The 13076-nt window shown below is 69.0% G+C and carries 9 protein-coding genes; 5 read left to right on the forward strand and 4 right to left on the reverse strand.

All coding sequences use genetic code 11. The features are described 5' to 3' along the window. The first annotated feature begins 17 nt into the window (after window positions 1-17). From ACFOPH_RS05335 to cphA (ACFOPH_RS05345), 3 genes are all read left to right on the forward strand, one after another. Window positions 18-1163 carry a 6-phosphofructokinase gene (locus tag ACFOPH_RS05335; protein WP_379734001.1) on the forward strand — a complete coding sequence of 382 codons (1146 nt, stop codon included), beginning with the start codon at window positions 18-20 and terminating at the stop codon, window positions 1161-1163. A 164-nt stretch (window positions 1164-1327) separates the two neighbouring features. Beyond that, window positions 1328-2803 carry an iron-containing redox enzyme family protein gene (locus tag ACFOPH_RS05340; RefSeq protein ID WP_379734003.1) on the forward strand — a complete coding sequence of 492 codons (1476 nt, stop codon included), beginning with the start codon at window positions 1328-1330 and terminating at the stop codon, window positions 2801-2803. Window positions 2804-2938: 135 nt separating this feature from the next. After that, a complete protein-coding gene (cphA, locus tag ACFOPH_RS05345; protein WP_312553438.1) occupies window positions 2939-5572 on the forward strand; it encodes a cyanophycin synthetase in 2634 nt (877 codons plus the stop codon). Window positions 5573-5894: 322 nt separating this feature from the next. Here cphA (ACFOPH_RS05345) and cphA (ACFOPH_RS05350) read toward each other — a convergent pair whose 3' ends face one another. From cphA (ACFOPH_RS05350) to ACFOPH_RS05365, 4 genes are all read right to left on the reverse strand, one after another. After that, window positions 5895-8486: a cyanophycin synthetase gene (gene cphA / locus ACFOPH_RS05350; RefSeq protein WP_379734005.1), complete on the reverse strand. Its 2592-nt coding sequence runs from the start codon at window positions 8484-8486 to the stop codon at window positions 5895-5897. Next, window positions 8483-9367, reverse strand: coding sequence for a cyanophycinase (locus ACFOPH_RS05355; RefSeq protein WP_379734007.1), 885 nt, complete (start codon window positions 9365-9367; stop codon window positions 8483-8485). Before ACFOPH_RS05355 ends, cphA (ACFOPH_RS05350) begins: the two co-directional genes overlap by 4 nt. Before the next feature lies 1 nt (window position 9368). After that, complete coding sequence (locus ACFOPH_RS05360; RefSeq protein WP_379734009.1) at window positions 9369-10283, reverse strand: isoaspartyl peptidase/L-asparaginase; 915 nt, start codon at window positions 10281-10283, stop codon at window positions 9369-9371. A gap of 122 nt (window positions 10284-10405) precedes the next feature. Continuing rightward, a complete protein-coding gene (locus ACFOPH_RS05365) occupies window positions 10406-10882 on the reverse strand; it encodes a DUF2244 domain-containing protein (RefSeq protein WP_312552676.1) in 477 nt (158 codons plus the stop codon). Between the two features lie 249 nt (window positions 10883-11131). On the opposite strand from ACFOPH_RS05365, the gene ACFOPH_RS05370 reads away from it, so the two are divergent. Both ACFOPH_RS05370 and ACFOPH_RS05375 read left to right on the forward strand, forming a co-directional pair. Then, on the forward strand, window positions 11132-12400 hold the full coding sequence (locus ACFOPH_RS05370; protein ID WP_312552674.1) for an Hsp70 family protein: 1269 nt from the start codon (window positions 11132-11134) through the stop codon (window positions 12398-12400). A 27-nt stretch (window positions 12401-12427) separates the two neighbouring features. After that, the gene (locus tag ACFOPH_RS05375) at window positions 12428-13075 is read left to right on the forward strand and encodes a 3'-5' exonuclease (RefSeq protein ID WP_312552672.1); all 648 of its coding nucleotides are present in this window, start codon (window positions 12428-12430) and stop codon (window positions 13073-13075) included. The last annotated feature ends 1 nt before the right edge of the window (window position 13076 follow it).

Consider the following 13076-nt stretch of genomic DNA (forward strand, 5'->3'; position numbering starts at 1 on the left):
ACATGGAGGAAGAACAGGTGACTGCACATCCAGCGACAACGCCCGCAACCGCAGCCGCGTGCCGCATCGCCCGCATCGGCATTCTGACCGGCGGCGGCGATGCACCCGGCCTGAACGCCGTGATCCGTTCGGTGGTGCTGGCTGCTGGCCGGCTCGGCTGGGAATGCCATGGCATCCGCGACGGCTTCAACGGCCTGCTGGCGCCGGAAACCTGCGCCGGCGAACCGGTGCGGCGACTCAGCGAGGAAGACGTGCATGCGATCGGCCACCTCGGCGGCACCATCCTCGGCAGCACCAACCGCGGCAGTCCCTTGCGCTATCCGACGTCCCAGCCCGATGGCAGCCTGCGCGAGACCGACCGCACGCAGGAAGTCGTGCAGCGCTGCCGCGAGCGCGGCCTGGACGCCCTGGTCGTGGTCGGCGGCGACGGCTCGATGGGCATCGCCGAGGCGCTGCACCGGAAGGGCCTGAAGGTGGTCGGGGTGCCGAAGACCATCGACAACGACCTGGCCCACACCTTTTCCACCTTCGGCTTCGATAGCGCCGTCGGTTTCGCCACCGAATGCATCGACCGCCTGCACACCACCGCCTACAGCCAACACCGGGTGATGGTGGTCGAGGTCATGGGGCGCTACGCCGGCTGGATCGCGCTGCACGCGGGCATCGCCGGCGGCGCCCATGCGATCCTGGTGCCGGAGATCCCGTACCGGGTCGAGGCCGTGGCCGACGCCGTGCGCCGGCGCGCCGCCGCCGGCCACCATCACGCGGTCGTCGTGGTCGCCGAAGGCGCGGCGCCCGCGGCCGGCGCGCGCCGGGTCAAGAGCGCGGCGGAAGTGGGCCGCGCCGAGCGCCTGGGCGGCATTGGCGCCGAGATCGAGGCCGCGCTGGCGGAAGCGACCGGCAAGGAGTGCCGGACCGTCGTGCTCGGCCACCTGCTGCGCGGCGGCAGCCCATCGGCCTTCGACCGGGTCTGCGCCTCGCGCTTCGGCGCGGCGGCGGTGCGCGCGCTGGCCGGCGGCCATGCCGGCGTCATGGTCGCGCTGGGCTGGAACACGATCGAGCTGGTGCCCTTGTCGGACGTTGCCGGGCGCACCAAGCAGGTGCCGGTCGATGGCGATACGGTCGCCACTGCACGCGAACTGGGCATCTGCCTTGGGGATTGAGCGCAATCGCGCGCATCGGCTGCACAAATTTCGTGCATTTCATTAACATTTCGATACTTTTGTAATCCCTGTCTTACACCCTTGGAGCACTCGTGCCGATTCTCGGCGCCAAGTTCAGTCTGGATAATTATGGTAATTATTCAACAAGATTGGACCTGTTTTCCATGACGACCTCCATCGTTACCGATGTTCCTGAAATTGCCCAGGCTGCGCACGCTCCCGCCCGGACAGCCACGCCTGCCAAGGACCTGTATTTCGCGCTGCTGGCCGACCCGCTCGGCAACAGTCGCGCCGCCGAGGATTTCCTGCGCGCCCAGATCGCCAGCGTGCAGGCGATTCCGGCCGACCTGCCGCCGACCCTGGCCCAGCTGCCTGGCTGGGTCCAGGCCCGCACCGACGCGGTCGGCGCCGAGTACCGCGAATACCTCGACGCGCGCAAGGCCGGCGCCGCGCGCCGCTATTTCAGCAACCGGTCGCATGCGCTGAACTTCCTGAAAACGGTCGCGCCGACCAAGCTGGTCGACGGCGCCTGGCTCTACGGCCTGCTGCGCCACTGGGACAACCCGGACTTCCACCCGCTCATCAAGACCTATCTCGAGGAGCTCGGCGAAGGTGTGCCGGACAAGAACCACGTCACCATCTACCGCAAGCTGCTCGCGACCCACGGCTGCGAAGGCTGGGAACACCTGGGCGAGCGCCATTTCGTGCAGGGCGCGATCCAGCTCGCGCTCGGCCACAACGCCGACCGCTTCCTGCCCGAAGTCATCGGCTACAACCTGGGCTACGAGCAGCTGCCGCTGCACTTGCTGATCACTTCGTACGAGCTGAACGAGTTCGGCATCGACCCCTACTACTTCACGTTGCACGTGACGGTCGACAATGCCGCCAGCGGCCACGCCCAGAAGGCGGTACAGGCCTTGAACGACCTGATGCCGCGCGTGGGCGACCGCGCCGCCTTCTACCGCCGCGTGATCGACGGCTACCGCCTGAACGAGCTCGGCGCCGGCACCAACGCGGTGATCGCCGAGTTCGACCTGCAGGACGAACTGGTCGAGATCCTGGCCCAGAAGAGCGTGGTCGGCAAGAACATGCACTCGGATTACTGCCGCGTCGCCGGCCGCTCGGTCAACGACTGGCTGGGCCAGCCCGAACAGATTCCGGGCTTCCTGTCGGCGCTGGAGAGCGCGGGCTGGATCAAGCGCGGCGAGGACGTCGAGAATAGCCGCTTCTGGCGCCTGATCCACGGCGAGCGCGCCGAAATGTTCGGCGTGTTCAGCGCCTACGAGCAGCAGGTGCTGCGCGACTGGATCGTGACCAGCCCGAGCGGCAACGGCACGGCGAAGGAAGGCCGCATGCTGACCCACCGCGCGCGCCAGCGCACGCTGGACAACCTCGGCCAGCACCTCGACCGCAGCAGCAGCTATCCCGAGCGCGGCCTGATCCGCCGCCGCGCCGCCCGCGCCACCGAGCAAGACAGCGAAGGCGACAACGAGCTCGGCCTGCTCGAGCAGCGCGTCGCGGGCGCCGCCGGCAAGCAGGAAGCGATGCAGCTGCTGGGAGAGCTGATGTCGCCGGCCCACCACCACGGCGCGGCAGGCCTGATGGCGACCCGCATGTACACCAAGCTGCTCGAGATCTGAGGGGCACCGCAACCGCTTTTTCGCCAGCCGCTGTGCCCGATGGAGCGCAGCGGCTGGTTTCGCATGACCGCAACACAACAGTATAAGAACAGCAGTATAAGAAACAACAGTATAAGAAACGATAGGGACATACTCGTGCATATCCTCGAACAACGCTTCCTGCGTGGACCCAACCTCCACGCCGACACCCCCTGCCTGCTTTCCGTCATCGACCTGGAGGACCTGTACGGCGTCTCCTCGAAGGACATCCCGGGCTTCAACGACGCGCTCCTGAACCTGCTGCCCTCGCTGCACGGCCAGTTGCTGCCGACCGGCCAGCCCGGCGGCTTTGCCCAGCGCCTGCGCGCCGGCACCTACCTGGCGCGCGTGGTCGAGCACGTGACGCTGACCCTGCAGTCGCTGGCCGGGCCGACGGTCGGCTACGGCCGCACCCGGCCGGCCAACGGGCGTCCGGGCCAGTTCCGCATCGTGGTCCAGTACCAGATCGAGAAGCTGGCCGAGCCGGCCTTCCAGCTCGCGGTCGACCTGGTCACCGCACTGGCCCATGGCGAGGAGTTCGACATCGCGCCGCGCCTGGAGGAGCTGCGCGCGCTCGGCACCCGCTATGCGATCGGCACCAGCACCGCCGCCGTGCTTGCCGCGGCCCACGAACGCGGCATTCCGACCCAGCGCATCACCGAGGACGCCAACCTGTTCCAGCTCGGCTGGGGCGCGCGCCAGAAACGCCTGCAGGCGACCACCACCGGCGACACCAGCTACGTCGCGGTGAAGATCGCCAGCGACAAGCAGTTGACCAAGGCCCTGCTGCAGGAGGCGGGCGTGCCGGTGCCGGAAGGCGCGACCGTGACCTCGGTCGAGGAAGCCCAGCGCGTCGCGCGCCGCCTGCGCGTACCGGTCACGGTCAAGCCGCTGGACGGCAACCAGGGCAAGGGCGTGACCACCAACTGCGCCACGCCCGAGGAAGTGGCGCGCGCCTACGAGTTCGCGCGCAACTACGGCCGCCGCATCATCGTCGAGCGTTTCGTCGAAGGACGCGACTACCGCGTGCTGGTGGCGGGCGGGCGCATCGCGGCGGCCTCGTTCCGCCGCCCGGCGTACGTGGTCGGCGATGGCGTCAGTACCATCACCGAGCTGGTCGAGATCGAGAACCGCAATCCCGCGCGCGGCAACGGCCACAGCAACGTGCTGACCCGGATCGCGCTCGATGCCCATGCCGAGGACATGCTGCGCCGCCAGGGCTATGCGCCGGACGCGGTGCCGGGCCCGGGCGTCTGCGTCGAACTGCGCAGCAACGCCAACCTGTCGACCGGCGGCACCGCCGAGGACGTGACCGACCTGCTGCCTGAATCGACCCGCCAGCTGTGCGTGCGCGCGGCCAGCAAGATCGGCCTGGACGTGGCCGGCATCGACATCGTCTGCCGCGACATCGCGCTGCCGCTGGACGAGCAGGGCGGCGCCGTCATCGAAGTCAACGCCGCGCCCGGCATCCGCATGCACCAGCACCCGAGCAAGGGCGAGGCGCGCGATGCCGGCGTCGCCATCATCGACGGCCTGATGGGCGAATCGAACGGCCGCATCCCGCTGGTGGCGGTCACCGGCACCAACGGCAAGACCACCACCACCCTGATGATCGCGCATGCGGCGCGGGTGGCCGGCCTGGGCACCGGCGTGACCACCACCGAGGGCGTGTTCGTCAACGGCAAGCGCCTGGTGAAGGGCGACTGCACCGGCTACTGGTCGGCGCGCACCGTGCTGTCGGCGCCGGACGTCGACTTCGCCGTGCTGGAGACGGCGCGCGGCGGCATCCTTAAGCGCGGCCTGGCCTTCGACCAGTGCGACGTCGGCGTGGTGCTGAACGTCTCGCCGGACCACCTGGGCCTGGACGGCATCGACACCATCGAGGACCTGGCCCAGGTCAAGGCGGTGGTGGCGTCGTCCGCCGCACGCGCGGTGGTGCTCAACGCCGAGGATGCGCTGTGCGTGTCCATGGTGCGGCGCGCCCGGCCGGGCGCGGAAGTGCTGTTCTTCTCAATGGAAGCGGAGAACCCGGTGCTGCTCAAGCACCTGGAGGACGGCGGACGCGGCGCCTACTTCCAGGACAATGCCATCGTCCTGGCCGACGGCATGCGCCAGCAGGAACTGATGCGCGTGGAATCCATGCCCTCCACCTACGGTGGCCGGGCGCGCTACAACATCGCCAACGCGCTGGCCGCCGCGGCGGCGCTGATGGCTTCCGGCTTCTCGCACATGCAGATCGCCGCCGGCCTCTCGACCTTTGTTTCGGACAGCAAGACCAACCCGCTGCGCACCAACGTGTTCGACGTGCGCGGGGTGACGGTGATCGTCGACTACGCCCACAACGCGGCCGCCTACGCCGCGCTGGCCGAGATGGCGCGCGCCCTGCTGCCGGGGCAACTGGTCGGGATCGTCACCGCGCCGGGCGACCGCCGCGACAGCGACCTGGTCCAGATCGGCGAAATCTGCGGCGAGCGCTTCGACGAGCTGGTGGTCTACGAGTCGCAGAGCCGCGGCCGGCCGGTGGGCGGTGCGGTCGACCTGATCCTGGAAGGCGCCGAAAACGTGGTCGGGCCCTCGGACACCCTGCACCGCGAGATCGAGGTCGACAAGGCGATCCGTCTCGGCCTGTCGCTGTGCAGCCCGGGGGACGTGCTGGTGTTCGCCTGCGGGTCGTCGCTGCAGGTGTTCATCGATGCGCTGCGGGTGGACGATCCGGAGAGTGCGGACCGGATCGAGGCGCAGGCGGCGTGATGGTTTCGGTAGGTTGATGAAGAATGGCCCGGTGATCGGGGCCTTTTTCTTTGGGCGGCGTGGCCGGACACGCTGGGGTGTTCACGAGTACGACCGCGTGGGTACAAGTACCCACCCTACAAAGGCGTCGCACCGTAGGGTGGACACCCGTGTCCACGCTGCTTCACGGCCGGCAACGCGGCGCCCCGGCCGCGAGCCTGCGCTTGCGTAGGGTGGGTACTTGTACCCACGCGGTCTGACGGCATGAAACCTGGCGCCTCGACCGCGAGCCCGAAACAAAAAAGCGGCCCCGCAGGGCCGCTCCCACTCACAACACATCAAATCAAACCGCTTCCGCCGCGATCCGCTGCGCAAGCTCCGGCCGGGTCGGCCGCAGTGCCTCGGTCAGCTCGGAAATCGACGAGCCGCAGCCGAACACCAGTACGTCGCCCTGCTGGCACTGGGCCAGTCCGGCGCGGATGGCCTGGTGCACGTCGAGTTCGCACTGCAGGCGGTCGGCGGCGATGCGCCCCAGGCGCGCGCCCTGGACCAGCAGGGCGGCGACCTCGCCCGCCTTGCGGCCGCGGTTCTCGGTCTCGTACACCACCAGCTCGTCGAAGCCGGCGGCGCAGGTGCGGCCGGTGTCGACCAGGTCGGCGTCGCGCCGGTCTCCCGGCGCGGCGACCACGCCTACCACGCGGCCCGGCGTCATCGCACGCGCGGTCTCGGCCAGGGCCGCGTAGGCCGCGCAGTTATGGGCGTAGTCGACGATCACGGTCACGCCGTCGACGTCGAACACGTTCGAGCGCAGCGGATTGTGCTTGCTGTCGGAGACGAAGCCGCGCAGGCCGGCCGCGATCTCGGCATTGCCGAAGCCGGTGGCGGCCAGGGCCGCCGTCGCGGCCAGGGCGTTGGCGATGTTGTAGCGCGCGCAGCCGCCGAGCGACACCGGCATCTCGCGCACGTCGAGCAGGGCTTCGTGGCGCGCGCCGGTGGCCAGCACCACGGTATTGTCCTCCAGGTAGACGCCGCGTCCGCCCGATTCGAGGTGGCGCAGCAGGACCGGGTTGTCCGCGTCGAGCGCAAAGTACAGCACCTCGACGTGGGCCTGCAGGTCCTTGGCCATCGCCACGCAGTAGTCGTCCTCGGCGTTGAGCACCACCGCGCGCGAGGCGCGCTGGGCGACCACGGCCTTGACCCTGGCCAGGTCCTCGATGGTGTCGACGCCGTCCAGGCCCAGGTGGTCGCTCGAGACGTTCAGCACCACCGAGACGTCGCAGCGGTCATACGCCAGGCCGCGCTTGAGGATGCCGCCGCGCGCCGTTTCCAGCACCGCGAAGTCGACTTGCGGCGAAGTCAGGACCGCGCGCGCCGAGCGGTAGCCGGTGCAGTCGCCTGCCATGATGCGCTGGCCGTCGATGTAGACGCCTTCGGTGGTGGTCACGCCGGTGCGCTGGCCGGTCAGGCGGGCGGCGTGCGCGATCAAGAGCGAGGTCGTGGTCTTGCCGTTGGTGCCGGTCACCGCGACGACAGGGATGCGGCCGTCGTCCTGGCCGAACAGGGCCTCGACGATCGCCGCGCCGGCGTCGCGCGGGGTGCCGCGGCTCGGGTACTGGTGCATGCGGATGCCGGGGGCGGCGTTCACCTCGATGATGCCGCCGTTCTGCTCGCGCAGCGGCTGCGCGATGTCCTGGCAGATGATGTCGATGCCGGCCACGTCCAGGCCGATGGTGCGCGCGGCGCGGATGCAGATGTCGCGGGTTTCCTCCGGCAGCAGATCGGTCACGTCCTCGGCGGTGCCGCCGGTGGACAGGTTGGCGTTGCCGCGCAGGTCGACGCTGACGCCGCTCGGCAGCACCGAATCGAAGTCGTAGCCCTGTTTCGCCAGGATGGCGGCGGCCAGGTCGTCCATCGGGATCTTGGTCAGGATGTTGGTGTGGCCTTCGCCGCGCGCCGGGTTGCGGTTCTCGATCTCGACCAGCTCGCGCACGGTGGAGTGGCCATCGCCCGTCACGCCGGGCGGGCGGCGCCAGGAAGCGGCGGCGATACGATCGCCGGTGACCAGCACGCGGTAGTCGCGTCCTGCCAGGTATTCCTCGACGATCACGTGGCGGCTGTACTTGCGCGCATGCGCGAAGGCGCGCTCGACCTCCTCGGGCGTGGCGCAGACGGTGGTAACGCCCTTGCCCTGGTTGGCGTCGAGCGGCTTGATCGTGGCCGGGCCGGACAGGCGGCGCGCCACGCGCTGGGCTTCGTCCAGTCGGGTGACGGTGGCGCCGGCCGGGACCGGGCAGCCGGCCTGCTCGAGCAGGGTCTTGGTCAGCTGCTTGTCGCTGGCGATGCCGACCGCGATCGAATTGGTGGCGCCGGTGATGGTCGCCTGCAGGCGCTTCTGGCGGCTGCCCCAGCCCAGCTGGAACAGGTTGGCCTCGTCGGTGATGCGCAGCGAGGGAATGCCGCGGCGCTCGGCGGCCGACACCACGGCGCCGGTGCTGGTGCCGATCGCATAGTCTTCGGCGGTCTCGTGCAGTTCCCTGACGGCGGCGGCGACGTCGAAGTCCTCGCCGCGCTGCAGGGCGGCGATCATGTCCAGCGCCACGTCAAGGGCCTGGCCCGCAACCTGTTCGGTGCGGTAGCCGCAGACGGCGCGGCGTGCGCCGGGCTTGCGCGGCACTTCCAGGGTCTGGCTGAAGGCGGCCGGGGCGCCGGCCAGGCGCTGCAGTTCCATGACGACCGCTTCGACCGCATCCGCCGGGGAGTTCAGGGCGGCCAGGCGCGCCGAGGCCTCGGGCGACAGGTCGGGCAGCAGGGCGACCAGGCGCGCGACCAGGCCGGGCGCGGCTTCGGCGCCGGCGCTGTCGACGACGGCCATCAGGCACGGGGCTGCGCTGTACAGGTTGGGGCCGCGCAGGAAGCGTTTTTCGATGATTCTCATGAGATCGGGTTCCGTTTCGTCACATTTTCCAAAAAATCTTGCAGCGAGCGCGGCATCGGCTTCGCGTCCGTGTCGCCATCCTCGGGCAGGTAGTAGCGGCTGCCGGCGGGCAGCAGGTGCAGGCGCACGTCGATCAGTTCCGGCGTTGCGTGTTCGCGGATGTCGGCCATGTTGGTGTTCATGGTGCGGCCGTCGACCACCGTGACCGAGCCTTCGCCCAGCACCTCGATGCCGCGCCCGCGCTCGACCACCAGGGCGGTGTCCTCGTCGATGCCGATGCCCATCAGGTAGGGGTTCTGCGCCACCACCGACAGCAGGCGCGCCAGGCGCTGGCGTTCCGAGAAGTGCTGGTCGATCACGACCTTGTGCACGAAGCCTAGGCCGGCGCCAAGGCTGACCGCGCCTTTTTCCGGCAGCAGGTCGGTCTTGCCCTGGGCCAGCATGTGGCCAGACATGGCCGAGGCGCCGGCGCTGGTGCCGCCGATGCAGGCGCCGCGCACCTTGAGCGCGGTGTGCATCTCGGCGTCGAGCGTGGTGCCGCCGATGATGGCGAGCAGGCGCTTCTGGTCGCCGCCGGTCATGAAGATGCCGTCGGCCTCGGCCACCATGCGGACTTTCTCTTCGTCGTTCGCGTCCTGGCGCGATGCCAGCGACAGGTGGGCGCACTGCCGCACGCCGAGTTCGCCGAAGGCGCGGTCGTAGACGTCCCACATCTCGTCGGCGATCTTGCTGGCGGCGGTGATGACGACGATGCGGGCGTTTTCTCCGCCCGACAGTTCGACGAAACGGGTCAGGATTTCCTTGTCGTGCTTGCGGTCCTCGTGGCCGCCGATGATGACGAGGTGGCCGTGCGATGCGGTCTGGTGCGGTTCCGTTTTCATGTTATTGGACAATTTTCCCGGTTGGCATATGGGTGTTGCTGCAGGAAGCAGCTTCGGTTTTGGTAACAGCGATCAGGCCGGTGTCGGCGCCCCTGTCGATCAGGCCGATGCCGCGCTGCAGCGCCTGCTGCAGCGGCATCCCTTCTTCGATGTAGCCGTAGACGGTGCGCGCCAGCATATGGCGCACGATGTGTTCGCCGACGCCGGTCGCGGCGACCGCGCCCAGCGGGCCGGCATAGAAGCCGCTGCCGACGATCGCGGTGTCGCCCACGCGGCCCAGCAGGGAAGGGGCCGAGCCGCCGGTCGAGCCGGCGACGGCGAAGTGGCCGTCCGGGCTGCGCACCACGGCGCCGACGGTGTCGTGGGCGGCGCTCTTCGGCAGTTGCAGCGGGGTCTTGTAATTCCAGAAGCGATCGAACATGCGGTTGTCGATGCCTGGCATGAGCGGCACCGAGCCGGCCAGTTCCTTGAGCAGCTTCGCGTGTTTCTCGCGCTGCTTGTCGCTGACCGGCCTGGCGGCTTCGAGGCCGAGGGCGCGCGCCAGGCGGTCGGCGCCTTCGCCCACCAGCAGCACGTGCGGCGTGTCGGCCACGGCGCGCGCCAGCAGGATCGGGTTGCGCACGTCGCGCACGCCGGCGATGGCGCCCAGGCGGCCGCGCGTGTCCATGATCGAGGCATCCATTTCGATGGTGGCGCCGTCCAGGCAGAGGACCGAGCCGGTGCCGGCATTGAAGCGCTCGTCTTCTTCGAATACCAGGACGGCGGCGACCGCCGCGTCGAGCGGGTCGCCGGTCTCGAGAAACCTGGCGCGACCGCTGCGGGCCGCGTTAGCGCAGCCGTCGGCGAATTCCAGCGGTTCGCCGGCGCCACCGTGCGTGACGATGGCAAATCCTTGCGGCTTGTGATTCTTCTGCATCTTCCCCCTCTGTTTATTCTCGCCTCTGCGCTCGTGACGCATGGCATATCTAATTGAGGATTATGCAAAACGGGATAGAAAATCCCTATCGGTTGCACAGCCGTGCCGATGTAAGAAGAAACTTACATGGAAGACAACTTTCCGCCATGGTGCCGGCCGGAGCCGGCGCGCATGGCCAGCTTCAGCTCCCGGGCCACCTGCAGACGGGTCGCTTCCGACACATAGGCGCCGATCGTCACTTGCGCGCCGTGCGATTCGAGATGGATCAGCTTGCGCGTGCGCGGTTCGGGCGGCAGCACGCGCAGCCAGGTGGGGTCGAGCCGGATCACCTCGCGCCGGCCGGCATCGATGCGTTCGATCAGGAGGCAATGGTCGGTCAGGGCGATGGTTTCCACGTCGAGCGCATGGCGCGCGTAATGCAGCAGGGCCAGGCCGACGGCCGTCATTTCGAGCAGGGCGAAGGCGAACACCATCCAGAAGCCCTGCAGCAGGAAGACGAAGGCGATGACGAAGGAGGCGCCGCAGAGCAGGGCGTAGACGGCCAGCGACTGGCGCGGTGTCAGCGAGCAGTTGCGCTTGAGCGTCCAGTGGCGGGCCATGGCCGTCATGTCCTGGCGCAGGCGCGGACCGGCCTGCCGCGGCGGACGGCCGGACAGGGAAAGCGGCAGACGGATGCGGCGCTCATCGTATGGGTCCTCCGGTTGCCTCGATTATAGGCAGGACGGCGCCGGTGACGGCGCAGGGCTTGCGCGTGTCTGCGGTGCAACGCTTGCGCTCCCGGGTCGCCGGTCCTGCCCGCTTCCGGCACAGGTCTGATAGAATACCGCCCCTTCCAAAGAAAGACAGACATGACGAACGCATGCGGCGTCGACTTCGGCACCTCGAATTCCACGGTGGGCTGGGTCGGCACGGAACCCCAGCACACAGCCGCGCAGCGCACGCTGCTCGCCCTCGAGGACGGCAAGCCGACCTTGCCCTCGGTGGTCTTCTTCAACGCCGACGACGAGGAAGTGCGCTACGGCCGCGCGGCCCTGGCGGATTATCTTTCGGGCTATGAAGGCCGCCTGATGCGCTCGCTCAAGAGCCTGCTCGGCACCAGCCTGATGGACGGCCAGACCGAGGTGGCGGGGCGCGCCTTGCCGTTCCGCCTGCTGCTGGCCCAGTTCATCGGCGAGGTCAAGCGCCGCGCCGAGCAGCAGGCCGGACGCGCCTTCGACAGCGCCGTGTTCGGCCGCCCGGTGTTCTTCATCGACGACAACCGCGCCGCCGACCAGCTGGCCGAGGACACCCTGGCCGAGGTGGCGAAAAGCGTGGGTTTCAAGGAGATCGCCTTCCAGTACGAGCCGATCGCCGCCGCCTTCGACTACGAGTCGCAGATCGACCGCGAGGAACTGGTCCTGATCGCCGACATCGGCGGCGGCACCTCGGACTTCTCGCTGGTGCGCCTGGGACCGGACCGCGCCGGCCGCGTCGAGCGTCGCGACGACATCCTGGCGACCGGCGGCGTGCACATCGGCGGCACCGACTTCGACAAGTACCTGAGCCTCGCGACCGTGATGCCGCTGCTCGGCTACGGCAGCGTGCTGCGCTCGGGCGCCGACATCCCGTCGAGCTATTACTTCAACCTGGCGACCTGGCACACGATCAACCAGGCGTATTCCAGGAAGAGCATCGCCCAGCTGGCCGACCTGGTGCGCGACGCGCGCGAGCCGGCGAAGCTCCAGCGCCTGCAGCACCTGATCGACGAGCGCGCCGGCCACTGGCTGGCGATGCAGGTCGAGGGCGCCAAGATCGGCCTGTCCGACGCCGAGACAGTGATGCTCGGGCTGGACCGCCTGGCCCCGCCCGAGAACCTGCGCGTGGAGCGCGCGCAGTTCGAGGCCGCGATCGGTGGCCTGCTCGATAATATCGACGCCACCGTGCTGCGTTTGCTGGACGACGCGGGCGTGGCGCCGGAGGCGGTCGACACCGTGTTCTTCACCGGCGGTTCGAGCGGCGTCGGCCTGCTGCGTTCGCGCATCGGCGCGCTGGTGCCGGGCGCGCGCAAGGTCGAGGGCGACCTGTTCGGCAGCATCGGCGCGGGACTGGCGCTCGACGCGCTGCGCAAATTCGGTTAAAAGAACGAGAACGGACAAGGACGGACCATGCACATCTTCGAACGCCCCATCGTGATGCTCGACTTCGAGACCACCGGCCTGTCGCCGGCCATGGGCGACCGCATCACCGAGGTCGCGGCCCTGCGCATCGAGGGCGGGCGCATCACCGAGCGCTACGTCTCGCTGGTCAACTGCGGCGTGCGCATCCCGTCCTTCATCACCGGGCTGACCGGGATTACCCAGGAAATGGTCGACACGGCGCCGCCGGCGTCCCGGGTAGTGCCCGAGCTGCTCGACTTCATCGGCGCCGACACGCTGTCGGCCCACAATGCCAGCTTCGACGAGAAGTTCCTGCTGGCCGAAAGCGCGCGCCTGGAGCGCGCCTGCGGCCATGCCGCGCTGGTGTGTTCGCTCAAGCTCTCGCGCCGCGTCTTTCCCGGCATGGCCAGCTACAAACTGGGCCAGCTCTCGCGCCAGCTCGGCATCGCTTTCCGCAGCGCCGCCCACCGCGCCGAGGCCGACGCCGAGGTCGCCGCCGAAGTCCTGATCCATATCGGGCGTCACCTGGGTTCGTCCTACGGCTTGCCCCAGGTGGCGCCGGACCTGCTGGTCAGCCTGAACCGCCTGGCCGCGGCCAAGGTGCCGGGCTGGCTCGACAAGTACGCGGCCGAGAAAAAAGCCACTCAAGTTAACTGAT

The sequence above is a fragment of the Massilia haematophila genome, assembly GCF_042647645.1.
Lineage (GTDB): Bacteria > Pseudomonadota > Gammaproteobacteria > Burkholderiales > Burkholderiaceae_D > Telluria > Telluria haematophila.